The organism is Pseudomonas sp. P116, assembly GCF_020149425.1.
Classification (GTDB): Bacteria; Pseudomonadota; Gammaproteobacteria; order Pseudomonadales; family Pseudomonadaceae; genus Aquipseudomonas; species Aquipseudomonas anatoliensis.
The window spans coordinates 1-24,839 of the sequence record NZ_JACVHB010000011.1 but is presented as its reverse complement, the minus strand read 5'-3'; the positions used below and the strand labels follow the sequence as shown (position 1 = coordinate 24,839).

The 24,839-nt window shown below is 59.4% G+C and carries 20 protein-coding genes and 3 pseudogenes; 10 read left to right on the top strand and 13 right to left on the bottom strand.

Annotated elements, in window-relative coordinates; translation table 11 throughout:
- Nucleotides 1-325: 325 nt before the first annotated feature.
- Both ICA15_RS28045 and ICA15_RS28040 read left to right on the top strand, forming a co-directional pair.
- Nucleotides 326-1,576, top strand: a complete 1,251-nt coding sequence (locus ICA15_RS28045; protein WP_210555681.1) for an S-type pyocin domain-containing protein — start codon at nt 326-328, stop codon at nt 1,574-1,576.
- Nucleotide 1,577: 1 nt separating this feature from the next.
- Entirely contained in the window at nt 1,578-1,832 is a 255-nt protein-coding gene (locus ICA15_RS28040; protein ID WP_210555680.1) for a bacteriocin immunity protein, read from the top strand.
- A gap of 38 nt (nt 1,833-1,870) precedes the next feature.
- On the opposite strand, the gene ICA15_RS28035 is transcribed toward ICA15_RS28040, so the two are convergent.
- A complete protein-coding gene (locus ICA15_RS28035) occupies nt 1,871-2,983 on the bottom strand; it encodes a DUF2817 domain-containing protein (RefSeq protein WP_210555679.1) in 1,113 nt (370 codons plus the stop codon).
- Between the two features lie 269 nt (nt 2,984-3,252).
- On the opposite strand from ICA15_RS28035, the gene ggt reads away from it, so the two are divergent.
- A complete protein-coding gene (gene ggt / locus ICA15_RS28030) occupies nt 3,253-5,085 on the top strand; it encodes a gamma-glutamyltransferase (protein ID WP_210555678.1) in 1,833 nt (610 codons plus the stop codon).
- A 72-nt stretch (nt 5,086-5,157) separates the two neighbouring features.
- On the opposite strand, the gene ICA15_RS28025 is transcribed toward ggt, so the two are convergent.
- The 4 genes and pseudogenes from ICA15_RS28025 to ICA15_RS28015 form a co-directional block, all read right to left on the bottom strand.
- Complete coding sequence (locus ICA15_RS28025) at nt 5,158-5,757, bottom strand: flavin reductase family protein (RefSeq protein WP_150616386.1); 600 nt, start codon at nt 5,755-5,757, stop codon at nt 5,158-5,160.
- Between the two features lie 160 nt (nt 5,758-5,917).
- Nucleotides 5,918-6,355 (bottom strand): annotated as a pseudogene (locus ICA15_RS28740) (methyl-accepting chemotaxis protein); the annotation flags it as partial.
- 102 nt (nt 6,356-6,457) lie between these two features.
- Nucleotides 6,458-7,141 (bottom strand): annotated as a pseudogene (locus ICA15_RS28735) (PAS domain-containing protein); the annotation flags it as partial.
- Between the two features lie 209 nt (nt 7,142-7,350).
- Nucleotides 7,351-8,664 (bottom strand): MFS transporter, encoded by a 1,314-nt coding sequence (locus tag ICA15_RS28015; protein WP_210555676.1) that lies wholly within the window; start codon nt 8,662-8,664, stop codon nt 7,351-7,353.
- Nucleotides 8,665-8,997: 333 nt separating this feature from the next.
- Between ICA15_RS28015 and ICA15_RS28010 the strand changes: the two genes are divergently transcribed.
- Complete coding sequence (locus ICA15_RS28010) at nt 8,998-10,416, top strand: short-chain fatty acid transporter (RefSeq protein ID WP_210555675.1); 1,419 nt, start codon at nt 8,998-9,000, stop codon at nt 10,414-10,416.
- A 36-nt stretch (nt 10,417-10,452) separates the two neighbouring features.
- On the opposite strand, the pseudogene ICA15_RS28005 reads toward ICA15_RS28010, so the two are convergent.
- Nucleotides 10,453-10,797: pseudogene (locus ICA15_RS28005) on the bottom strand (DUF86 domain-containing protein).
- Nucleotides 10,794-11,084, bottom strand: coding sequence for a nucleotidyltransferase family protein (locus ICA15_RS28000; RefSeq protein WP_210555674.1), 291 nt, complete (start codon nt 11,082-11,084; stop codon nt 10,794-10,796). Before ICA15_RS28000 ends, ICA15_RS28005 begins: the two are co-directional and overlap by 4 nt.
- Nucleotides 11,085-11,337: 253 nt before the next feature.
- Between ICA15_RS28000 and ICA15_RS27995 the strand changes: the two genes are divergently transcribed.
- Together ICA15_RS27995 and ICA15_RS27990 are read left to right on the top strand one after the other, a co-directional pair.
- The gene (locus tag ICA15_RS27995) at nt 11,338-12,510 is read left to right on the top strand and encodes a hypothetical protein (protein WP_210555673.1); all 1,173 of its coding nucleotides are present in this window, start codon (nt 11,338-11,340) and stop codon (nt 12,508-12,510) included.
- Nucleotides 12,511-12,691: 181 nt separating this feature from the next.
- Complete coding sequence (locus tag ICA15_RS27990) at nt 12,692-13,216, top strand: SET domain-containing protein-lysine N-methyltransferase (protein ID WP_150616392.1); 525 nt, start codon at nt 12,692-12,694, stop codon at nt 13,214-13,216.
- 22 nt (nt 13,217-13,238) lie between these two features.
- Here ICA15_RS27990 and can read toward each other — a convergent pair whose 3' ends face one another.
- The gene (can, locus tag ICA15_RS27985; protein WP_042561069.1) at nt 13,239-13,883 is read right to left on the bottom strand and encodes a carbonate dehydratase; all 645 of its coding nucleotides are present in this window, start codon (nt 13,881-13,883) and stop codon (nt 13,239-13,241) included.
- A 141-nt stretch (nt 13,884-14,024) separates the two neighbouring features.
- Here can and ICA15_RS27980 point away from each other — a divergent pair, with 141 nt between their 5' ends.
- A complete protein-coding gene (locus ICA15_RS27980) occupies nt 14,025-14,429 on the top strand; it encodes a serine kinase/phosphatase (protein WP_150605259.1) in 405 nt (134 codons plus the stop codon).
- Nucleotides 14,430-14,595: 166 nt separating this feature from the next.
- On the opposite strand, the gene rimI is transcribed toward ICA15_RS27980, so the two are convergent.
- Both rimI and ICA15_RS27970 read right to left on the bottom strand, forming a co-directional pair.
- Nucleotides 14,596-15,048, bottom strand: a complete 453-nt coding sequence (rimI, locus tag ICA15_RS27975; RefSeq protein ID WP_042561071.1) for a ribosomal protein S18-alanine N-acetyltransferase — start codon at nt 15,046-15,048, stop codon at nt 14,596-14,598.
- A complete protein-coding gene (locus ICA15_RS27970) occupies nt 15,041-15,787 on the bottom strand; it encodes an energy transducer TonB (protein ID WP_210555701.1) in 747 nt (248 codons plus the stop codon). Before ICA15_RS27970 ends, rimI begins: the two co-directional genes overlap by 8 nt.
- Nucleotides 15,788-16,017: 230 nt before the next feature.
- On the opposite strand from ICA15_RS27970, the gene mksB reads away from it, so the two are divergent.
- Genes mksB through mksF form a run of 3 tightly spaced genes read left to right on the top strand, consistent with a single transcriptional unit; the run spans nt 16,018 to nt 20,826 of the window.
- Nucleotides 16,018-17,298: an Mks condensin complex protein MksB gene (mksB, locus tag ICA15_RS27965; RefSeq protein WP_191626511.1), complete on the top strand. Its 1,281-nt coding sequence runs from the start codon at nt 16,018-16,020 to the stop codon at nt 17,296-17,298.
- Nucleotides 17,288-17,989, top strand: coding sequence for an Mks condensin complex protein MksE (gene mksE, locus ICA15_RS27960; protein ID WP_150605257.1), 702 nt, complete (start codon nt 17,288-17,290; stop codon nt 17,987-17,989). The genes mksB and mksE overlap by 11 nt, the downstream gene beginning before the upstream one ends.
- The gene (mksF, locus tag ICA15_RS27955) at nt 17,986-20,826 is read left to right on the top strand and encodes an Mks condensin complex protein MksF (RefSeq protein ID WP_150616393.1); all 2,841 of its coding nucleotides are present in this window, start codon (nt 17,986-17,988) and stop codon (nt 20,824-20,826) included. Before mksE ends, mksF begins: the two co-directional genes overlap by 4 nt.
- 232 nt (nt 20,827-21,058) lie before the next feature.
- Here the strand turns inward: mksF and ICA15_RS27950 are convergent, their stop codons facing one another.
- The 3 genes from ICA15_RS27950 to ICA15_RS27940 are packed head-to-tail and all read right to left on the bottom strand — an operon-like array spanning nt 21,059 to nt 24,624.
- Complete coding sequence (locus ICA15_RS27950) at nt 21,059-23,362, bottom strand: PqiB family protein (RefSeq protein WP_210555672.1); 2,304 nt, start codon at nt 23,360-23,362, stop codon at nt 21,059-21,061.
- Complete coding sequence (locus ICA15_RS27945; protein ID WP_150616395.1) at nt 23,355-23,978, bottom strand: paraquat-inducible protein A; 624 nt, start codon at nt 23,976-23,978, stop codon at nt 23,355-23,357. The genes ICA15_RS27950 and ICA15_RS27945 overlap by 8 nt, the downstream gene beginning before the upstream one ends.
- Nucleotides 23,965-24,624 carry a paraquat-inducible protein A gene (locus ICA15_RS27940; protein ID WP_210555671.1) on the bottom strand — a complete coding sequence of 220 codons (660 nt, stop codon included), beginning with the start codon at nt 24,622-24,624 and terminating at the stop codon, nt 23,965-23,967. Before ICA15_RS27940 ends, ICA15_RS27945 begins: the two co-directional genes overlap by 14 nt.
- Nucleotides 24,625-24,839 lie beyond the last annotated feature (215 nt).

Below are 24,839 nucleotides of genomic sequence, written 5' to 3'. Positions count from 1 at the left end.
TCCTTTTATAAAAACCCATCCCGGGAACCGTCAAAACATCCTCATGCAGCACCGCGTAGGCTGTCGACCTGAATATGCTGTAGGAGAAATGTGGGTTTACACCCCATCCAAACAGAAAGACTACAAACGCGAAATGCCCTTGATTCACCTGATTCAATCGCCAATGAACAGACCGAGATAGCACTGTAGGAAACGAGTTCGACCCAGGTACGAATTGGATTTTTCGTAAATCCAGGCGCGTGAAACTCAACCCATCGGTTTGCCCGACTTTCCCATTGACCGACAAGCTCCCTTGGCTCGATTCAAAGCCATACAGGGAGTTGTCATGGCTCGATTCAAATCTCTCTTCGATGAAGATTGGCCTTGGGAGCGCGACTACGCCGGCGCTTCATGGGGCGGCTGGGTCCCACCCAAAGCACCGGAACCGGTGTACATCGAAAAGGATGAATGGCCAACACCAAAACCCCGCGAAGATCAGGTGTTCGCCAAGTCCTGCACGGCGGGTAACTGGTGTCGAACGGACGCGGGCACTGCACCGGAACCCGCCTCGAACTTCGGCAAGATCATGGTCGCGGGCGCCATGCTCTTCCCCTCTGCCAGCACCGCGATTGCGACGGCGATAGGCGCCGATCTAGCCTTGGGCCGTTTGGCCGGTGGCGGAATTCTGCAGCAGCGCCTCAATTGGGCAATACGTGGCGCAGGCGGGCCGGCCAGCATTTTCATCCTCGGGATGCTCCCGACCAGGATGGGCGACGGCACGCTGTACAACGATCAACAGCTGCGCGACATGAGCCGCGCCACCACGCGCGTGCGTTTTCAATTCCGGCGTGACGCCGAAGGGGTCATGCAGGTTTACGGCATCCACTCCGGCGCTTCGGGCGATGACTCGGTGCGTACCGTCAAAGTCGAGTGGAACAGCGACAAGACTGCGATGGAGGCCAAGCTCAACGGCATTACGATTTTGTGGACCCCGCAGCGCGGACCACTCGGCTCAATGCCGCCGCTGGTCTATCCGGAACACGGCGAGCAACTGAACACGATCCTTGTTCATCCAATCGCGGAGAACACCGACAGCCAGATAGAAGGCCTGCCCGGCGAGGACATGACTGCCGAGGATTGTATTCTGGTGTTCCCGGCGGACACTGGGCTGAAGTCGCTGTATGTGGTGTTTTCCAGGCCCGCCAGATTGATGCCGGGTACGGTGACGGGGATTGGGGAGGATGTCTCGGGGATATGGCTTGCTGGGGCGGGAACGGGGATAGGCGTGCCGATTCCGACACGGATTGCGGATAGGCTCAGGGGGCGGGAGTTTTCAAGCTTTGATAAATTCAGGGAGGCGTTTTGGGAGGAGGTGGCGAACGATGCTGAGTTGCTCAGTCAATTCAAACGCACAAACCAAGGGAAACTTATGGATGGAAGATCTCCTTTTGCTCCGAAGTCAGAGCATCACGGAGAAAAAGCCAAGTATGAGATACATCACATCGAGCACATCCAGAATGGTGGTGCAGTTTATGACGTGGATAACTTGGCTGTAGTGACTCCGAAACGGCACATAGAGATTCACAGTGAAGATTGAAATGGCTACTAAACAAAGCTTTTCGGATTACACAGAACAAGAGTTTATTGACCTGCTTGAGCGCATCATAGGAAATGATGAGAGCGAGGAAGACGAAAGCAGACTCGTATTTCACTTCAACTCTATTTGTGAACATCCTGAAGGATCCGATTTGATTTTCTATCCGCAAGAGGACGCCGATGACTCTGCAGAAGGCATCACGGAAACAGTAAAAAAGTGGCGCGCGGCCAACGGACTTTCAGGCTTTAAACAGTAAGGCCCCTACATGGGGGCCTGGCTCAGACTCTAGCCGACCTACTCCGACGTCTGTGCAGTCAACGCTGCCAACCCCCTCCCCCAAATCTGCCGAGTCCGCAACCCCACCATCGCCCGCCAATCCGGATCCGCCGGATAAAACTGCTCCAGCAGATTCAGTTTGATCACCCTCCCCGTCGCATCCAGTGGATCACCATGCAGATGCAGCCAATGATCATCGCGCAGATGCCGATGCACATCCGGCCCCGGATACGTCCCGCACTCAATAACAAATGGCATCAATTGCACGCCCGGCAATGCATTGAGCAGCGCCTGCGAGGTGTAACCGGTGGCCGTCGCCGCAACACCTGTTTCGCTCTGGGTGTCGGCGCCGGTGTGCAGGGTGTAGAGCCATGGGCCGTAGATCGCCTGGGCCTGCGCGAGTGCCGGGTAAGGCGCTTGGGTGATGGTCAGCAACATCGGATGACCGTACTCACCAGCGCCGGTGTGCAGGTCGAAGCACATCAGCGTTTCAGCGCCAGCCAGATGCGCTTCGATGATTTGATGCAACGTGCGATTCGACCAGCTCGGCGCGCGGCCACCGTAAAACAATCCGTCGGGATGACTGTGCTGACCGCCCTCGACGATCGACATCACTGCCGGCCAGCCCTGCTCTTCGATCTGCGCAGCCAGTAAGGCATCGGCACGTTGTCGCTCGGGGCCGTTCAGGTCGCGGCAGGCGTAGATTTCATGCAGTGCGGCGTATGCGCGGTTATCCGGTAGCGGCCCGGTGAAATCCAGGTGATTGCGATTGAGGTCGATGTTGTCTTCGTTGACCCGGCGCAACCACGCCGTGCCCCAGGGATTGATCAGGTGAACCATCACCACGGCAACATCCTTGGGCAGCGAACCCGGCACGAACGTTTTCAGCCAGTCGATCTGACAGTCAGAGCCGTAATAACCCTCCACCCCGTGCGTACCGCTCAATATCACCAGACGCCGCTTCGCCTGCGGATCGCCGAGCACGGCAACGTCGGTGCTCAATGGCTCGCCAAACGGCCCGCTACGTGGATGCGCATAAGAGGTCAGGGTCGCGCCAGCAGCGGTCGCGGCGGCAAGAAACTGTTCGCGCTGATGGCGGTAACAGGACTCGGTGGGAAACTCGCTGTGCATTATTGGCCTCTTGTGATTTTTTTGCCTTTACCTGTAGGAGTGAGCCTGCTCGCGATAGCGGTGGTTCAGTCAACACTGATGTTGGCCGTAATGACGCTATCGCGAGCAGGCTCACTCCTACAGGGGGATGTTGGTGCTCCATAAATTTGAGCTTGACCCTAGCGAACATCCGCCCTGAAAAGAAAGACAAAAATGCCCACCGGTTTGCGTCGCGCCCGAGCGGCCGATAAAGTCCCACAGACTTTTTCCCCCACGGACGGAGAGCCCGCGTGTTTTCAGCCTTGCCCTTGAGCCGCTTTCGCCTGCCTGCCCTGACGCTGATCATCAGCGCCCTGACCCTCGCCGCGTGCAACGCCCCGCCCTCCTCGACTTTGCCACTGGCACCGGAAGCCGCCTCCGGTTATCGCACCGACCTGCAAACCCGTCACGCCAGCAAACACATGGCCGCTGCGGCCAATCCACTTGCCGCTGAAGCGGGTCGGGAGATCCTGCGTCAAGGCGGCTCAGCGATTGATGCCGCGATTGCGATGCAAGCGGTGCTGACATTGGTTGAGCCGCAATCCTCCGGGATCGGTGGCGGCGCGATGATCGTGCTGTGGGACGGCAAACAGGTGCGCACCTATGACGGTCGCGAAACCGCACCGGCCGGTGCCACCGAGAAGCTGTTCCTGCAAGCGGACGGTAAACCGATGCCATTCCCGCAGGCGCAGATTGGCGGCCGATCGGTCGGCACGCCGGGCGTGTTGCGTGCGCTTGAGATGGCGCATAAACAGCACGGCCGTCTGCCGTGGGCGAAGTTGTTCGAACCGGCAATCAAACTGGCCGAGCAAGGCTTTGCGATTTCCCCGCGCCTGTATTCGTTGCTGGAGTCCGATCCAGTGATACGCCAATCGCCGGACATGGCGGCGTACTTCCTCAACCACGACGGTAGCGTCAAAGCGGTCGGCACGCGCCTGCAAAACCCGGCGCTGGCTGCGGTACTCAAACGCATTGCCAGCGAAGGTGCCGACGCGCTGTACACCGGCCCGATCGCCGAGGAGATCGTCGCCAAGGTGCAGGGCCACGCCAATCCCGGCAGCCTGTCGTTGAATGATCTCCAAGGTTACAAAGCCAAAGAGCGCGCGCCTTTGTGCACTGACTATAAACGCTGGCAGGTTTGCGGCATGCCGCCACCGTCGTCGGGCGGGATCGCCGTGGCGCAGATTCTCGGCACCTTGCAGGCACTGGAAACCCGCGATCCGCGCCTTTCGCTGACCCCGCTGAAACCCCACAAGACTGACAAACCGGCCGGCCTCGAACCCGATCCACAAGCCGTGCATCTGATCGCCGAGGCTGAACGCCTGGCCTATGCCGACCGCGCGCAATACGTCGCCGATACTGACTTCGTGCCGGTGCCGGTCAAAGGCCTGGTCGACCCAGGCTATCTCGCCAGCCGCGCCAGCCTGATCGGCGAACACAGCATGGGCAGCGCCAAACCGGGAACACCGCCGGGCGTGCAAGTGGCTTACGCGCCGGATCGCTCACCGCTGCGCATCTCCACCTCGCAAGTGGTCGCGGTGGATGACCTCGGCGGCGCCGTGTCGATGACCACCACCATCGAAGCCGCGTTCGGCTCGCACCTGATGGTTCAGGGCTTTTTGCTGAACAACCAGATGACTGACTTCTCGTTCATCCCTGAAGAGAACGGCCAGAAAGTCGCCAACCGCGTCGAACCCGGCAAACGTCCGCGCTCATCCATGGCACCCACGCTGATCTTCGACCGCAACAGCGGCGAATTCCTCGCCAGCGTCGGCTCGCCGGGCGGCTCGCAGATCATCGAATACGTGGCCAAAACCACCGTCGGCCTGCTCGACTGGAGCCTCGACCCGCAAAGCGCCATCAGCCTCCCCAACTTCGGCAGCCGCAACGGCCCGACCGAACTGGAACAAGGCCAGTTCAGCCCGGCGCTGGTTCAGGCTTTGAAAGACAAGGGCCACAACGTTAACGAAATCGATATGACCAGTGGCACCCAGGCCATCGTGCGGGTAAAGGATGCGCAGGGAAATGCATCGCTGGAAGGTGGCGCGGATCCACGGCGTGAAGGGGAAGCGTTGGGGGACTGAGGATTACGCAGTGAACGGAAAAGGCCTACCGGGTGGTAGGCCTTTGCGCTGGGCGTTTGCCATCAACGAAATTCAAATCGCTAGCGTCTTGCCATCCACCGCGTCACCAATCGTCAGGAAATGCCCGCCCGCCACGTGGTGCAGCGTGCGCAAACCATCATGCCCTTCGAAATGCCAGCGCCCTTCGCTGAACACCCGCTCATCGGCATGAGCGGCAATGACTTCGGCGAGGAACAAATCGTACTGTTCGTGATTGCGCGGCTCGGGCAACAATCGACATTCGAGCCAGGCAACGCACCCTTCGAGCAGCGGCGCTTCAACTTTCTCGCCGCTAAAGGTCTGCAAGCCATAGGCCTGAAACTTGTCCTGCCCTTGGCTTTGGGTGATTTCCAGACCTGAAGTCGAACCGACGGTTTGCACGACATCGGCCTGATTGACGCAAGGAACGTTGAGTACGAAGGTGCCGGACGCCTCGAGCAATTGCCGCGTCCAGGTGGATTTATCCAGCACGACGGCGACTTTCGGCGGTTCGAAATCCAGTGGCATCGCCCACGCGGCGGCCATGATGTTGCGCTGTCCGTCATGGGCGGCGCTGACCAGTACGGTCGGGCCGTGATTGAGCAAACGGTAGGCTTTGTTCAGGGCAACCGGGCGGCGGTGGGAATCGCTCATGGGGATCTGCTCCGGGTAAAAGGAACAGATTGTAGCGCCAGAACTGCTGACGAAAACCCCTGTAGGAGCTGCGGTACGCTGCGATCTTTTGATCCTGATTCTGAGACTTGAAATCAAAAGATCAAAAGATCGCAGCGTGCCGCAGCTCCTACGGGGAGCATCAGTTAGACAGTTGGTTGGCGAACTGGCCGACCGCGTTCACGACTTTCTGTGCGCCGTCCTGAATCTCGACGATCACCGTGCCCGCCTCGGCCGCCAGCGCCAGACCTTGTTCGGCCTGGAGCTTACCGTCGGTCATCAGTGCCACGGCGTTGCGTGCCATTTCCTGGTTTTGCCTTACCACCAAGACAATTTCATCGGTTGCCTGGCTGGTGCGCGACGCCAGTTGCCGCACTTCGTCGGCGACCACGGCAAAACCACGGCCCTGCTCACCGGCACGGGCCGCTTCGATCGCGGCGTTGAGCGCCAGCAGGTTGGTCTGTTCAGCGATGCCGCTGATGGTTTTGACGATCGTGCCAATCACCAGCGACTGCTCGTTGAGCGCTTCTATGCCTTCACCTGCGGCCTGCATGTGCCGCGACAAATCGCGCATCACGTTGACCGCTTCGGTCACCACGGTAGTGCCGCGCTGGGCAGTGCTGTCGGTTTGTTGCGAAGTGCTGTAGGCAATGCTGGCCGCATCCGCAACGGCTTGTTCGCGGTTGACCTGATCGGTGATCACCGTGGCGAACTTCACCACTTTGTACAGTTTGTTGTTGGCATCGACCACCGGGTTGTAGGACGCCTCCAGCCAGACTGTACGACCATGGCTGTCGACACGTTTGAAGCGGTCAGCCACAAACTCGCCGTTGTTCAAGCGACGCCAGAAATTCTGATACTCGGCACTGTTGTACTCTTCGGGCGTGCAGAACATGCGGTGATGTTTGCCCTTTATCTGCGCCAGGCTGTAACCCATGCCGCTGAGAAAGCGCTCGTTGGCGTTCAGCACGTTACCGTTCAAATCGAACTCGATCACAGCGGTGGAACGCACCAGTGCACCGATCAGGTTTTCATGCTCGCGGGAGGCTTCGATCGTGCGGGTCAGGTCGCTGGAGAAGATCGAGATGTGCTTGATCCGCCCATCCGAAGAACGTACCGGCTGCACGATCGAACGCAACCAGGCCTCGTCACCGTTGCCACGCAGCAGTCGCACGGCACCAGCGAAATGCTCGCCGCGAGTCATGGCGTTCTTGAAGCGCTGATGGAACTCGTCGGTTTTCACATGGGCCGGCACGATGTCATCGATGGCCCGGCCGATCAGGTCATGGCTCTTGTAGAACATCTCGTTGAGGAAGTTCTGGTTGACCGACTGAACCCGTCCGTCCGGCTCGAGGGTCAGCACCATCATCTCGCTTTCCAGGCTTTCCTTCACTTGCACAAGGCTGGAGAGTTCTTCACGAAGAGCAGCCAGCTCTTGCTTCAAGCGTTTATTGAACATGGGAGAGCACCGATGGGCAGGGTGGAAAGCGGGATACAGCCTAACCATCGGCTTTGGACAGCTTTTCTGAAGAGCGATTGAGACTCGTCAGTCAAAAATAGTTCGGGCTCGGCGAGTCAGGCAGTTCCGGCAACCTGACATGGCCCCGTACGCGGCATCCGCGAGCCAAAATACGCCGCACTCAGCACACCCACTGCGCCCATCACCGCGCAGAAGATTACGCAGATCCACGGGCTCCATGGCATCAGACCGATCAGCAACAACGGCGTGATACTCGCCCAGGCGGCGTAGGCAATGTTGTAGGTGAAGGAAATGCCTGACACGCGAATACGCGCCGGGAACAACCCGACCATCACCGACGGCACTGCACCGACAACGCCGCAGGCAAGACCGGCCACGGCGTATGCCAGACCAAGCCAACTGCCGCCCATGATCAAGCAGCTGTAAAGCACGCCAATGCCCAGCGGCAGCAGCACGCTGTACAGCATCACCGTGCGCCAGGCACCGATGCGATCCACCAGCAACCCGGCGATCACGCAACCGATGTTGAGGAAGACGATGCCCAGGGCGCTGAGCGCAAAAGTGTGGCTGGCGGTCATGCCGAAGGTTTTCTGCATCATGGTCGGGGTGATGACCACGAACACCACCACTGCCGACGTCAGCACGCAGGTCAGCAACATGGCTGGCAGCATCGCCAGTCGATGTTCACGCAGCACTGTACGCAGCGGCAGTTCGACCCGCGCCTCGCGCTGCGCTTGCATCGCCATGAACACCGGGGTTTCACTCAACCAGCGGCGCAGATAGACACCGATCACGCCGAACACGCCGCCCAGCAGGAAAGGATAGCGCCAGGCGTAATCAAGAATTTCCGCCGGGGTGAAAACTTGTGCCAGGAACGTCGCGGTCAGCGCGCCGATCAGATAGCCGAAGGTCAAACCGGCCTGCAAGAAGCCCAAGGCATAACCGCGATGCCCGGTCGGAGCGTGCTCGGCGACGAACACCCAGGCACTCGGCACTTCACCGCCAACCGCCGCGCCTTGCAAGATGCGCAGCGCCAACAACAGCAGCGGTGCGAAATACCCGATCTGGGCGTAAGTCGGCATGATCCCGATCAGCAGGCATGGCAGCGCCATCATCAGGATGCTCAGGCTGAAGACTTTTTTGCGGCCCATCCGGTCGGCGAAATGCGCCATCAGAATCCCGCCCAGCGGCCGCGCCAGATAACCGGTGACGAAAATCCCGAAGCTTTGCAGCAGTCGCAGCCACTCGGGCATTTCCGGCGGGAAGAACAACTGGCTGAGGGTCAGGGCGAAGAATACGAAGATGATGAAATCGTAGATTTCCAGCGCCCCGCCAAGGGCCGCAAGGCCCAGGGTCTTGTAGTCGGAGCGGCTGAACGGCACCGGTTTGGCCGTGTTTTGGGCAGTCATGGCAAAGAACTCTGGCAGGCAAAAAACCAAGGCGCACATGGTCTACGCAAATGCGCCAATGGACAACCCGTTAGACCATAGTCCCGGTTTTGCAAAACCTGCTCACAAAGAAACGGCAGTTGATTTACTGTAAATGCCCGTCCTGCAGGGCGAACTCCACTGTCGGCGAGTCAAGCCGATACCTTGTAGGAGTGAGCCTGCTCGCGATGGCGTCGTCTCAGTCGATACACATGTTGAATGTAAAGACGCCATCGCGAGCAGGCTCACTCCTACAGGGGCTGTGCGATTCATCCCCTGGACCAAAAATAACCATAAAAAATCCGAGGTATTCCCGTGGCCGTTGATATCGAAGATAGCCGCTCTGCGCGCTTCGCCCTGCGCTGTTCAAGCTTTGCCGAACGCTGGTTTCCCGATTCGTGGGTATTCGCAGCGTTAGCCGTCATCATCGTTGCACTGGCCACATTGGCCATGGGCGCCAAACCCACTGCCGCCGCCATGGCATTCGGCGACGGGTTCTGGAGCCTGATCCCGTTCACCATGCAAATGGCCTTTGTGGTGATCGGTGGCTACGTGGTCGCCAGTTCCCCACCCGCCGTGAAACTGATTGACCGATTAGCACGCATCCCGAAAAACGGCCGCTCTGCCGTGGCCTGGGTCGCGTTGATCTCGATGGTTGCCTCGTTACTGAACTGGGGCCTGTCGCTGGTGTTCGGCGGTTTGCTGGTCCGCGCCCTCGCCCGCCGTACCGATCTGAAAATGGATTACCGTGCCGCTGGCGCCGCCGCGTATCTGGGGCTTGGCGCGGTGTGGGCGCTGGGTCTGTCATCGTCGGCGGCGCAGTTGCAGGCCAATCCCGGCAGCCTGCCGCCGTCGATTCTGTCGATCACTGGCGTTATCCCGTTCACCGAAACCATATTCCTCTGGCAGTCCGGCGTGATGTTGCTGGCGCTGATCGTGGTTTCGATCATCATTGCCTACGCCACCGCCCCCGGCCCGAACTCTGCGCGCAGCGCCGAGGCCTGCGGGATTGACCCGGCCTTCAACCTGCCGCCGCTGCAACCGCGCACGCGCCCCGGCGAATGGCTGGAACACAGCCCGCTGCTGATCATCGTGCTGGTGCTGCTGGCGGCAGGATGGCTGTTCCATGAGTTCTCGACGAAACCGGCGATTACCGCGATTTCCGGGCTCAACACCTACAACTTCCTGTTCATCATGCTCGGCGCACTGCTGCACTGGCGCCCGCGCAGCTTCCTTGATGCCGTCGCCCGCGCGGTGCCGACCACCACCGGCGTGCTGATCCAGTTTCCGCTGTACGGCTCGATCGCCGCGCTGATGACCACCGTCAAAGGCGCTGATGCGCAAACCCTGGCCCATCACATCTCGACGTTCTTCGTCAGCATCGCCTCGCACGATACCTATGCGCTGCTGATGGGCGTTTACTCGGCAATTCTCGGTTTCTTCATCCCGTCCGGCGGCGGCAAGTGGATCATCGAAGCGCCGTATGTGATGCAAGTCGCCAACGATCTGCAATACCACCTCGGCTGGGCGGTGCAGATCTACAACGCGGCGGAGGCACTACCGAACCTGATCAATCCGTTCTACATGCTGCCGCTATTGGGCGTGCTCGGCTTGAAGGCGCGGGACCTGATCGGTTTCTCGTTTGTGCAATTGCTGGTGCATACACCGCTGGTGCTGCTGTTGCTGTGGGCGCTGGGGACGACACTGGCGTATACGCCGCCGGTGACGCCGTAACCTGACGCAATTGCACCTGCCTCGCGGCAGGTGCAATCAGTTTTGAATGGTGGGGAGGACTTTCAAGAGTTCAGGCAACGCAACCATGACGGTTTCCCACACAACGTCCAGATTGATATCGAAGTACCCGTGCGCAATCCGGTTGCGCATTCCGCGCATCGCACGCCATGGAACCTGGGAATTCAGAGCGGTGAACTCAGGATAACGATCCATCACCTTGGTAGCTGCCTCGCCAATGATGATCAAGCTCATGATGACCGCTTGTTGCGTACGCTTGTCGTCGACGAACTCTTACTTGCTGAGGCCTTCGACAAAGATCAGCGCATCACTCGCGGCCAGGCGCATGTGCTCAAGATAATCGCCGAGCCGATTCTCAGTCATACGGGACGTGCCTGATCAAGGACCTGCTGTCGAAACTTCAGTGGCAGGTCTCCTGGCGTGAGCAGATCAACAGTCACGCCGAGCAAGTCTTCCAGTTCAACCTGAAGCCCGCCGAGATCAAACAAAGTGGCGCCGGGCAGCGGGTCGACCAACAGATCCAGATCACTTCCTTCAATATCAGTCCCCAATGCCGCCGAACCAAATACGCGGGGGTTGGCCACACGGAATCGGCCAACGACTTCTCGGATGGCGGATCGTTGCAGCTCAAGTGCAGTGGAAGGCTTCATTCTTCACCAACGCAAGATTCGATATGCCAGCAGTCTAGCTGAAAGTGCTACGCGAAGGCCCGCCATGGAAACATGGCAGCGATCACTTGAAGCCGGTAACGCCATGGGAGGCATTGACCAATGCCCGCACCTACAACTGATCCTGGCCTTTGTTCACCGTAGAATTTGCCAGTTAACACTTCTCCGAACAACAGCGCTGATCCAATATGAAGCACCCCAAAATCGGGGGAACCACGCTGAAAAGGATCTGAGCATGTTCAAACTCGCAGGACTTACCCTCGCCGCGCTGACACTGAGCGCCGCCGCCCACGCCGATGTCGACCTGAAGCTGGGCAGCACCGAGCGCGTCACACGTCTGTTCGCCTACCCCAACAACTGCAGCGTGATCTGCTTCCGCAACTGGACGCTGGAGCAGACGGTCGCGCATTACCTGACCCAGAGCGTGCAACGCGACGGCTATGCCAATGCGAAGGTTCTGGTGAAAACCGATAACGACCAGATCCATGCCGAAATCAGCGGCGTGCCGCAGGGCTACGACAAGCCGCTGTCGGCGCTGCTGGACGCGGGAGATCTGGCCTACACCGGCGCCAGCAAGCTCAACGCCGATGGCAAATGGGCGTATAGCTGGTATCTGTTCCTGCCGTTGGGCATGGCCCTGGAAAATCGCAAAAGCGTCGAATTGCTGCACTTTCCGCCGGATTACTCGCTGACCCAGGCTCAGGATTATCTGCGCTCCAATACCACCGACCGCTGGGCAACGCTGCTGACGGCCAATGGCATTCCCGCCGATCAGACCCCGGCCTATCAGACGATTATCGACATCGCCCCGATCGCCGCGCCGTCCAACGCCGGCAGTGATCTGGAGGGTGTGTATGACTACTTCAAGGACTACCAGACCACGCTGGTCAAGCAGTTCAGCCAGACCGTCAGCGGCACGACACTGCCGATGGTGGCTTTCGGTGCACCGGTACGCAACTGGATCAAGCAGCAATACGGGCCGACCGTGAACGTCCTCGGCCTGGCGACCATCAGCCCGAGCGCAGGCGTGAACGTGCCGGTGTTAGGGTCCAACCATCCGAGTTATATCTGGTACGCCGCCGACGCCAAAAGCTATACCGGCGACGATGCGCAAGCCAAGGCTGACGCGGCAGGCCTGAGGGTAATGGGGCAGGACTTGAGCGCCGCCTGCTGGCAGGCCGATATGGGCAGTAAACCGGGCAGCGATGCGCAGAGCACTCTCAGTCAGTGCACGCAGACCTGGCAAGTCACCCAAAAGGTCAAAACCTGCGAGTTGTTCTACACCTCGATTCGCGATCTGACCCCGGAGCAAGCCGCCACCCAGTGCGCCACCCCACCCGTCAAAGCTCAACTGCAACAGCTCAAAGCGCCTTTGCCAGCCACTGCCGTCCCTGCCCCACACCTGTAACCGTGCCGAAGATTTCCCGTGTCAGCCATGACTGACACGGGAAAGCGTCTATTTCGCCTGTCAGATCTGACAGTAGACCGTCTATACCTATTACGACTAGATTGGATCCAAAGAATGGTTCCGCCGTGCTGACAGGACGTCAGTTGAAGGAAGTCGTGCCCTCCTTGCGACAAGGACTGTTATGAGTACCCATGCGATTGCTGGATCGGTTCCACGCGATACCGAAGGCATCTACCCCTTCGCCGGCCTGCCGGTGCGCCTCGGGTTTCCGTCCAGCGCCGACTTCGAAGTCTTCCACGATGAGCATGGCACCCCGACAGGCGTCGCAGCGCGTCGGGAGTTTCAGCGCACCAGCCGTATGTGCAGGGTGTCTGGACAGTTGTTGCCCTATCGCTGTCGACAGACCCGGCAGCTATTGAACGGTATCCACGTCTACGATCCGCGCTTTTGCGGAGCGCTCGAACACGCCTGCGACCCGAACGTGTTTCTCGACATGAGCGAATTGTGGCTGTGGGCGTTGAAAGATATCCACAGGGGTGAGCGGCTGACCATGGATTACGCCGCCACCGAGGACAAACTGCTGCATCAGTTTGCCTGCGGTTGCGGTTCTGCACGGTGCCGCGGGTGGATCACCGGTTACAACGAACCACCGAGCATCGAGGGCCAGCACTTTTTACAGCGCTGGCGACGGCAAGGCTCACGCTGATCCGCGCGGGCAACTTTCGGGGTTACGGCGCCCCGACAGGACGCAAGCGATATTGCGGCGGCAGTTGCTCGAAACCGCTGATGGTCGCGTTCAGGCTTTTCCAGCGGCCATCCTTGATGCCGTAGATGCAACCGTGGATCGACAGGCTCTGCCCGCGATGCCAGGCGTTTTGCACAATGCTGGTGTGGCCGACGTTGGCCACTTGCTGGATCACGTTGAGCTCGCACATGCGATCGACCCGCTCTTCTTCGGTCGGCAGCTTGGCCAGTTCGTCACGCTTGTCGTAATAGAGGTCACGGATCGAGCGCAGCCAACCGTCGATCAGACCGAGCTGACGATCCTGCATCGACGCCCGCACTCCGCCACAGCCGTAGTGGCCAGTGACCAGAATGTGTTTGACCTTGAGCACATCGACCGCGTACTGGATCACCGACAGGCAATTGAGGTCGGTGTGCAGCACCACGTTGGCAACATTGCGGTGTACGAACAAATCGCCTGGCAACATGCCGACGATTTCGTTGGCCGGCACCCGTGCGTCGGAACAGCCGATCCACAGATACTCAGGGGTTTGCTGACGCGCCAGCTTGGCGAAGAAATCCGGGTCTTCCTTGGTGATCGCGTCAGCCCAACGCTCGTTGTTATCAATCAGGTCTTGTAAGTCATGCATGCTGTAAGGCCTCAAGAAAGATGCGCTGCTTTGACAGACGACCGTCGGTCGGGGTCACGAAAGGATCGCAAGTGTTTTTGTTGGAATTCTCGTGTGCCCGGTGAGTCCACCTTAGTAAGGCCCACACTATGAGGATTTGCCATGACTGATTCACGACGCCCTTACGATGCGGTGCAACCGGAACCCATCGATGATAACGAAGATCGCATGGGTTCGATGCATGAGCTGGACTTCGACGATGAACAGCCCAGCGCGAAGATCGGCGATGAACTGCCGGAACAGGAGCGCGAGCAACTGATGCCAGAGGAGCGCGTGCGTGAAGCGGGTCTCACTGGCGCGTCGACTGCCGACCATGAGCCGACCGACGATGACATGAGCCCGGAAACGCTGATTCGTGAGGATGGCGCCAGAGATGCCAGCGAATCCGGTGAAGACAATCCGGCGGACTGGGATTTGAGCGTGGTCGATGAAGACGATATCGGCGGCGGTAATGGCCTGGATGAAGCAGAGCTGGCACGGCGCAAACCGTTGGATGGCAATCGCTGATTACCTGCAGTAACGCCATCCCTGCTGATTACCTGCATTAACGCAATCCCTGTAGGAGCTGCCGAAGGCTGCGATCTTTTGATCTTGTTGTTCAACATCCAAAGCAAGATCAACAGATCGCAGCCTTCGGCCTCTCCTACAGAGGCTCAGCTATGCATCAGTGGGATCAGTCAACCAAGGTGCAGGCCATGACCACCGCATCTTCACGCCCACCCACCGCCGGATAATAATCCCGACGCCGGCCAATCTCATTGAAGCCATAACGCTCATACAAACGGAATGCCGACTGGTTGCTGTCACGCACCTCCAGAAAACACTCGCGCGCCTGGGCGGCATACGCCCGCGACATCAGATGCTCCAGCAATGTCAGCCCTAGCCCACGCCCCTGATTCTCCGGTTTGACCGTGATGTTGAGCAGGTGCGCCTCATCCAGAATGATTTGCACCACGCCGTGACCGACCTGCTGCTGACCTTCAAACATCAACCAGATCTGGTATTTGCCCAGGCCGTCGAGAAAAATCCCACGGGTCCACGGGTGACTGTACGCGGCGAATTCAATCTTCAGCACAGCGTCCAGGTCCGCCTCGGTCATCGGGCGGAACGTTACAGCGTCACTCATTCGATTCTTTCCAGCGCGCCATCAGCCGACGCATGGCTTGCCACACAGCGGCTTTGCGCTGTGGCTCTTCCATTAACAATTCCAGACCGGGAACGGCCCAGGCAGCGCCCAGACCTTCGATCTGCAATTCACGATTGAACGCTTCGGCGTCCGCCTCACCGGCAAAACGCACCGCCGGCAGGCCGATCAGCCATAGGCAGGCGCAGGGCGCCGCTTCCATTTGTACCGAGAGAAAACCTTGCACGAAGTCGCGCGCCGCTTCCGGGCCCTGATCCATCGTGCCGCGATTCAACCACGGCCAGCGCACCGGCTCGCCGACGATCTGCGGCGCATCCGGCAGACCGGCGGCACGCAACATGTCCTTGAGCAAGAGATACGCCGGATCGCGGCTCTGGAAGGATTCACCTGTGGGTAACTCCACCAGCAGCAGGCAACGCCCGGCGCGCAGCAATTGCAGGGCGAAACGCGGAGGGGGCACTGGCGCAGGTTTGGCGACCACTGGCGTGTCGTCGGTCTCCTCGACCGGTTTTGTGCTGGCCCGAGTACTCGGCGACGAAGGCCGCGGCACTTCGATCTTCTGTCGCTCGGCTGGGCGTACGGCAGGCTGCACCGGGGTTTCGGCCTGTGGCGCAGCCACAATCGGCGCCTCGATTTCGGGCTCGGGCATGTCCAGCAGCTCGGGCCGCGAAGGGGCGGCGAAGGGCAATTCGGTGCGCGGCAGCCAATTGACCACCTGCATGGCGTTCAAATAGGCGCGGCGGCGGGACTCGATAAGCAAAGGTCGGCCACTTGTGGATAACTGAAGTGCGCCGATTCTACCGCCCTTCGCTCAAGATCGCTTGCTGTTGATCGATAGTCTTGAGTCACGCTCTACCTTAGAAAAAGCGACAGCCCGTCCCGAGAGTGAATCGCATCCTTCGTGATGCAGTACAATCGCGGCTTTTAATCGCCAACCAGCCGGCCATTCCGATGATCGAACCCAAGCGCGTCTTGCGCGCCCTCGCTGAACACTGGGCACTTCTGGAGCCACTGTGCGAGCACTTCGACCAAGGCACACTGAGCCTCAACGAACTGCGCACGCAACTGGCCGCCCAACAACTGGACAGCACGCCGCAGGACATCACCAGCCTGCTCGACGTGTGGATTCGCCTCGACATTCTGGTGCCCGTGGCGAAAAGCCCGAACCGTTTCGAGCTCAATGCGCAGATTCACGACTTCCTCGCCTACCTGCGCCGTGAGCACCGTTTGGGCCTGTGCCTGGAAATCGAAGCCTATCTGCGGCATCTCGAGCGCCTGGCCGGTTACATTCAGGACGCGTTCGATATCCGCGATGGCCACGACCTGGCCCGCCAGCTGCGCTTGCTCGACATGCGCGTACGCGACGTGTTGAAGAAGCTCGACAACGACGAGCAGGCGCTGGTGGCCGTGGCTGAACGCGCGAAGACCAGCGACCGGCAGATTCCGCTGCGTCAGCGTTACGCCGAAGTGCTGGCGACCTGGGACGAATACGTCGAGCCGATGATCGATCTGGTCAACGCCGACGGCGCCTTCGAACAAGGCGTGCGCAAGGTCGAAACCGTGCTGCTGAAGATGCTCAGCGAACAGCAACGCCTCGGCCATCTGGTCGATGACGACATGCTGCTGCGCACCCACGCGCGCATCCTCGAAATGCAGACCAGCGCCCAACTGACCCTGCGTCATGCCCGTGAACTGCTGCTGCCGCTGCGTGAAGAAGCGCGCCGCCATAACGCCGTGACCCGTGGCGCCGCATTGGCGCTGGCAGCGATCCGCCGCAAAGGGATCGATGCCGTGCCGCAAGCCGCGATGCCGCTGTTCACCCGGCCGCAAAGTACCTTCCTCGGCAGCGCCAGTCAGGTCGAAGCCTATGTGTATGCATTGGCGCGTTTCGAGCCGAAGCCGGCGCGTTTCCCCAAGGCCCACAAAACCCAGAAAGGTGGCGAAGCTCCACGCGCGCCACGCACGGTGCGCGAAATGCTCGAGCGCTGCGAAGATGCCCTGCCGATGCCTGACCTGATGGTCTGGCTGCTGGAGCAGGAACCGGACGGCGCCACCGACGAATTGCTTTACTGGTTCTCGCGCCTGTCGCGGGAAAAACGCTTCAAGCGCGAGCGTCTGGAACGCCGCGAATACCACACTCACGAGCACCAGGTCAGCCTGCGCTCCTTCGCCCTGCTCTCGGCCCGCGACCCCGCCGCCGAGGATTCTGCGAGCATCCCAAATGCATCTTGATCTCTCCGAACTGTCCCAACTCGCGCCGATCTTCCGCGAACTGTTCAAGGGCTACCACGTCAGCCGCCGTGATCCGGAGCTGTACGCGCAACTGTCGAACTTCCAGGATCAGTACCGCACGCTGTTCAAGGCCCTGGGCTTTGAACTGGTCTGCGACACCCGTGGTTTCTACTACTTCGTGCCGGATCTGGCGGCTGCGGCGGTGAACAAGACTGCCCAGCGTCTGGCCCTGTTTACCTTCATCCTCGTCGAGCATCTGGCCGATCAGGGCCGCGACCCGATCGCTGTGCTTGATGGTGGCAGCCTCGGCCGCGAAGAGCTGCCGTCGTTGCTGGAGAAGTACCGCGATCTGTTTATTCAGGCCGAAGTACAGACCGTTGAAGAGCTGGAAGAAAAGATCATGCGCCGCATGACCCAGCTTGGCTTCGCTGGCGAAGAGAACGGCGTGTACCGTTTCCTGCCGCCGATGCACCGGTTCCTCGATGTGTGCCTGTCGGTTCAGCAAGACCGCGACCTGGCCGCCAGTGTGCACAGCGTTCTGCCGCTGCCAGCGCCAGTGTTGATCGACGAAGCCGCCGAAGCCAAATTCCTCGAAACCGACGATCCGCTCGATCTCTCGGAATTTGAAGAAGAGAGCGAAGAAGACGCACTGGCCCGCGCCATTGCCGAAGAACAGGAGACCGACGCATGAGCCAGGAACGCTACGGCATCCGCCGCTTTGCCCTTTTGAACACCGCCGGTTACAGCCTCGGCCTGTTCCCGCTGGAAGAACCGCTGTCGGTTTATGGCGCGAACAACCTCGGTAAATCGGCGTCGATCAACGCCTTGCAGTTCCCGATTCTGGCGCGCATGTCGGACATGAGCTTCGGCAAGTACAGTCTGGAACAATCGCGGCGCTTCTACTTCGCTACCGACACCAGTTACATCCTTGTCGAAGTCAACCTGCCCCACGGCCCGCACGTGATCGGCGTGGTCGGTCGCGGCCCGGGCGGTGGTTTCGGTCACCAGTTCTTCGCCTACGCCGGCAAACTCGACCTGGCCCATTACCAGAAAAACGACACTTGCCTGCGCCAGAAAGAGCTGTTCAGCAACCTTGAGAAAGAAGGCCTGAAAGCCTACGAACTCAAGCCTGACGAACTGCGTCGCTTGCTGGTGGGCGGTCACACGTCGATCCCGCTGGACCTGACCCTGATCCCGCTGCGTTCCACCAGCGAGCAGAGCCTGAAGACGTTCCGCGCACTGTTCATCAACCTGCTGCACATGCGCGAAATCACCGCGGCCAAGCTCAAGCAACTGTTCCTCGATGCGTTCGAGCACAGCTTGCGTTCGGGTAGCGTCGATTACATCGCCGCGTGCGAAGAAGCGTTCCGCGACGTACGCCGCATGGAACAGGACTACAACTCGCTGGTCGCCGCTGGTCCATTGGTCGAAGCCTTGGCCAACGGCGTGAAACAGCGTGACGTGCTGCGCGGCAAACTGCATCGCCTGTCGCCGCTGCTCGACTCCTTGCTCGGCACCTGGTCGGATTACGCCGGTGCGCGCAAGGAAGAGCTGACGATTCAGGCCGATCACTACCGCGGCGAGCAAGACGCACTGCAAAACAATCAGCGTGGCGGTACGCAAGAGCTGATGCGCCTGGAACGGGAAATTTCCGGCATCCAGCGCTGGCTCGGCGAGTTGTCGGTGTTGAAGAATCGTTTCGCGCTGGTCGATGACGTCAAAGTGCTGGAGCAACAGTTGCTCGCCGCCAAAGACGCTCACGACGAGTTGGCCGGTGCCTTGGCGCAATCGCGTCAGTTCAGCGCCGAAGATCTGGAAGAGCGTCTGCGCGATCTGGAAAAACGCCTGAAGTCGGTGAAACAGCAACTCGATCACGCCGACAACAACAGCTACGCCCGTCTGCGTGAAGAATTCTCGCAGCCTGACGTCGAGCGTTTGATGCGTCTGTTCAACAGCGCGCTGTTCAGCTTGCCGCTGGGCGAACACGGCATCACCCTCGACGACAATGGCGAGTGGGTCAAATCGGTTGAGCTGATTCTCGACGGCTTCAAAGGCGAGCGCTTCGAGGTGCCGGGCCTGTCGATCGACCTCTCGCACATCGAGCCGCCGGCCCTGCAAGCCTTGGCCGACCGTGCCGCGCTGCGTGATCAGAAAGAGCGTCTGGACAAAGAGCTCAAGCAACTGAAAACCCAACAAGCCGTGGCAGCCGACCGCACGGCGAGCAAGACCCAGACCGAAGCGCTGTATCAGCAGGTGCTGGATGCGCAGAAAGCCCTGGAAGACTTCCGTCGCAGCCAGACGCTGAGCGCCGAAGAAGGCGACAAGCTTGAGCAACTGGCGCAGATGGAAGGCGCGCAAGACGAACTCAAACGCTCCAGCGATGCGTTCACCGAACGCGTCCAGCAACTGTCGGCCAAGCTGCAACTGGTTGGCCGGCAGATCGCCGACATGGAAGCCAAGCAACGCACCCTCGACGACGCCCTGCGCCGCCGTCAGTTGCTGCCGGCGGACCTGCCGTTCGGCACGCCGTTCATGGATCCGGTCGACGATTCGATGGACAACCTGCTGCCGCTGCTCAACGACTATCAGGACAGCTGGCAAGGATTGCTGCGCGCCGATGGCCAGATCGAAGCGCTTTACGCGCAGGTGCGCCTCAAAGGCGTGGCCAAGTTCGACAGCGAGGACGACATGGAGCGCCGCCTGTCACTGCTGATCAACGCTTACGCGCACCGTACCGACGAGGCGCTGACCCTCGGCAAGGCGCGTCGTGCGGCAGTCACCGACATCGCCCGGACCCTGCGCAACATTCGTAGCGACTACGACAGCCTCGAGCACCAACTGGCGCTGTTCAACCGCGAGATCAACAAGCGTCAGGTGTCCAACCTGCAGAGCTTCCGTATCGTCCTCGCGCCGAACAAGGAAGCGCTCAAGCACATCGATCAGATCATCCACAGCGCCGGTCAGTACGAAGAAGGCGAAACCCTGTCGGTGTTCGACCTGAGCCAGAGCGCCGAGCAGGACAACAAGAACGAAGAGGCCAAGGAATATCTTGCGCGGTTGGTGGCGGCAAACCACAACCAGCTCGGCCTCAAGGACTTGTTCGAACTGGCGTTCGAGATCACCAAGGTCAACGGCCAACCGGTTATCCACACCGACATCGACGGCGCGGCGTCCAACGGCACCACCATGACCATCAAGGCGCTGACCAACATGTACTTGTTGCTGCACTTGATGGACCGCGATCAGGCCGGTCGCGTACGCCTGCCGTACTACCTCGATGAGGCAGCGGACATCGACGAAAAGAACCAGGCAGCCTTGCTGGAAACCAGCCTGCAACTGGGCTTCGTACCGATTCTGGCGAGCGTGAAGCCGCAGGTCTGCGCCAGTGTCGCCATCGACCTGGAAGGCGGCAGCGGCCCGGCAGGGATCTACATCGACGAGGCGGACTGGAAGTACATCCGTCGCCATGATGTGGTCAAAGCCACGGTAAATGTTGAAGCGGATGAGCCGGAGCTGGATGCGGTTTGATCGGCGTTAACTGAAGGCAATAAAAAGGGCCGCGATCTGACTGGATCGCGGCCCTTTTTTATGGCCTGGGGTTTTGTTGTGGGTTTTAAGGCCGCATCGCTGGCAAGTCGAATCGTCGCACCGCAGCTCCCACAGGTTTGGCGTCGAACACGGATTGTATGAGCACCGCCGACCCCTGTGGGAGCTGGCTTGCCAGCGAAGGCGTCCTCCCAGACACCTCATAATTCCCGGATTACTTACCGAGCTGGATTTTCGGCGCCCACGTCAGCCACTCATCCTCAAACTTGTCGAACAGCGGGAACGTCTGCTCTGCCCGAGCGGGATTGCCCATGCGCTCGCCATCCGGCGTGGCAAACGCGATACCGCCCTGAATCGCCGTCTCGAGCGATTCCGTGCGTACCGTCAAGCCGTTGAACAAGCCGATATCGAAACCCACACCACTGGTGTTCCAGAAGCGGCTGCCACTGCGCACCAACGGCGCATATTTCGGCTCGATCAGAATGTGCACCAACACGCGATCAGCGGTCTGGCCCAGTTCATAACCGGTGACTTTGCCCACGGTAATTTCACGGTAGGTCACTGGCACACCCGGTTTCAGCGAACCACGACGAGCGGCGCTCAATACCAGACTCAAACCCGCCTCTTGCTTGGCGACTTCCGGCGCATTGGCTAGTGCGACGAAGTTCTTCTGTGGGCCGAGGTTCTTCGCCGCTGGTTGCACTTCGATATATTGCCCGGTGACGAGAGTTTCCAGATTGGATGTCTTGATCAACCCCAACTCCGGTTTGACCACCCAGAACTGACTGCCGACCCGGGCAATTTTCTCTGGTACTTCAGTGATGCGTGCGGTGAGGATGACCGATTGCAGATCGTCGGTCAGATCGACACTTTCGATCTTGCCGACATCCAGCCCCTTGAATCGAACTGGCGTACCGCTGCGCAAACCATCGGCGCGATCAACCTTGATCGTCACGACATCGCCCTTTTGATTGGCGTCGTCATGGCTGGCAAACAGGCGGAAGCGCGGAATGCGTTTCTGCAATGGCGCCTTGGCCTGTGGCGTTTCGAAAGCAATACCGCCGGCCATCAGCGTCTGCAGTGATTCACTCTTCACTTGAATGCCGCCCGTCAGGCCACCGGTCAGCGTAATACCGCTGACATTCCAGAAACGGGTCGAGGCGTTAACCAGGTTCTCGTATTCCTTCTCGATGTGAACACCGATAACCACTTGCTTTCTGGTCCTGGAAAACTGGTAGCTCTGTACCGAACCGACCTTGACCTGTTTGTAAAGAATCGGACTGCCGACTTCAATCGAACCAAGGGCATCGGTGAACAACACCAGGTGCAGGCCCGGCGAACGCAGATCCAGAGGCGGCGCCTTTGGCCTGGCCTCGAATTCACGTTTCGGGGCAGCCCCTTTGTCACCCGGTCGCACGGCGATGTAGTTACCTTTGACCAGGGCTTCCAGCCCAGTGATACCGGCAAGAGAGATAGACGGTTTGACCACCCAGAATTGCGTGCCATCGACCAGATAGTCTTCGGCCAATGGATCAAGGGTGAGTTCGGCAGTGGCGCTGTTGAGATCCGGATCGACCTTCAGCGCTTTCAGATTGCCGACCTGAATGCCTTTGTACATCACCGGCGTACGACCGGCCTGCAGACCTTCGAAGTCACTTAGTTTGACCTTCACGCGGATCCCGGCAGCGGCGGCGTCGAAGTCTTCATAGAGGCGGAACGGCAGGCTTGGATCAGTCGCCGGGCTGTCCTTGCGATTCTCTGGCGTGGCGAAGGCGATACCGCCGGCGACAATACTCGCCAGCGATTCGCTGCGCACTTTTACCCCAGACAGGTTGGCGTCGATGCTGATGCCGCTGGCGTTCCAGAAACGTGTGTGTTTACGCACCAGTTTGGCGTAGGTCGGCTCGATAAAAACTTTGAGCTCGACCGTACTCTGGTCTTCCGAAAGCAGATAGCTTTTGACCTGACCGACCTTGATCTGCTTGTAGAACACCGGGCTGCCGCGGCTCAGCGAGCCGAGACGATCAGCCTTGATGGTCAGGTGCAAACCAGGCTTGGCATCAGACAGCGGCGGCTCTTCAGCCAGCGCCTTGAACTTGCGCAAAGGCTCGCCTTCGCCGGGACTGATGGCGACGTAGTTACCGGAGACCAGTGTTTCCAGCCCGGTAATACCGGCCAAGGTCACGCTTGGTTTGATCAGCCAAAAGCGGGTGCTGGTCTTGAGGTATGGCTCGACGTCTTTATTCATCTCGACCGTGGCGATCACTCCTTTGGAGTTGCCTTCATCGTCGAGCTTGAGCGTCTTGACCTTACCGACCGACATACCTTTGTACATGACCTCGGTCTTGTTGGCCTGGATGCCTTCGCCGCTCTCGAAACGAATCTGGATCTCGATACCGGTTTCGGAGTAAGCACGCCAGCCGAGCCAGCCACCGATGATCAGCGCGATCAAAGGCAGTACCCAAATGGCAGACCAGTTCGAGGCCGGTCGGGTTTTCGCTACAGGCAAATCAGTCATGGTCGTCATCCGACTCCGTGTTATCCCAAATCAGTCGGGGATCGAAAGTTACTGCGGCTAGCATCGTCAGAATCACCACAGTGGCGAAGGCGATGGCGCCAAGATTGGCTTCGACACTGGCAAGCCGGCCGAAGTTGACGACCGCCACCAGGATGGCGATCACAAAAATATCAAGCATCGACCAGCGGCCAATGAATTCGATGAAACGGTACATCCAGATGCGCTGACGCGCGGACAACGGCTGACGTCGCTGTACCGAAAACAGCAACAGCGCAATGCCCACCAGTTTGAAAGTCGGCACCAGAATACTGGCAATGAAAACGACCGCAGCAATAGGGATCATGCCGTGCTGCACCAACTGGATCACCCCGGACATGATGGTGCTCGGATCACCCTGCCCCAAAGAACTGACAGTCATGATCGGCAGCACGTTGGCCGGAATATAGATAATCGCTGCGGTGATCAGCAGTGCCCAGGTTCTGGTCAGGCTGTTCGGACGGCGCGGGTGAACAAGAGCCCCGCAGCGCGTGCAGGTCTGCTCGTCGGTGTCCGCTTCTTGCCTGTTCAACTCGTGGCATTCGGTACAAGTCAGAATGCCCGCATCAATCGCCCGCATGAGCATTCTCTCCAGATAACGCCTGCCAGATCTGATGCGGCGACATCACCACTTCCAGCCAGACCTGAATCAACAACAAGCCGATGAAACACGCCAGCCCGAGGCCGACGGTGATGGCTGCCATGTCCGCCAGTTTAACGATCGCCACCAGTACGCCCATGAGGTAGACCTCGAGCATTCCCCAGTCTTTGAGGTGGTGGTAAATGCGGTAGAGCAGCAGGCCGTAGCTGCGCCCAAGGTTCAAGCGGATCGTCAGCAGTACCGCCAATTGACACAGCAACTTGATTAACGGAATGGCCATGCTGCACAGGAATACGACGATCGAAACACCTTGCATGCCGGTGTTGAACAACCCCACAACGCCGCTCCAGACAGTGTCGTGCGACGACTGCCCGAGTAGATTGAGCTGCATGATGGGTAAAAAGTTCGCTGGCACGTAGAGCAAGAGTGCCGCGATGACCAAGGCAAGGCTGCGCTGCACCACATTATGGCGGTGGGCGTACAACTCGTAACCGCAGCGCGGGCACAGGGCTTTTTCGCCGTGGGCAAGTTTCGGCTTGCGCATCAGCAGGTCGCACTCGTGACAGGCCACCAGGTCTTCCAGCGGTAAATCTGACAGCCCTGAGGCGTCAACCGGATCTGACATAAAGGCTCTGGCTCCGAAAAAGTTGGGGCTATTCTAGTGTTCTGCTTCGAAAATAACTGTGCAAATTTGTTCACTGGCACAAAACAAAAACTTTCCTGCGGACAAAACAAAACCCCAACTGCTTTCGCAATTGGGGTTTCGGAATTTAATCTTGACGATGACCTACTCTCACATGGGGAAACCCCACACTACCATCGGCGATGCATCGTTTCACT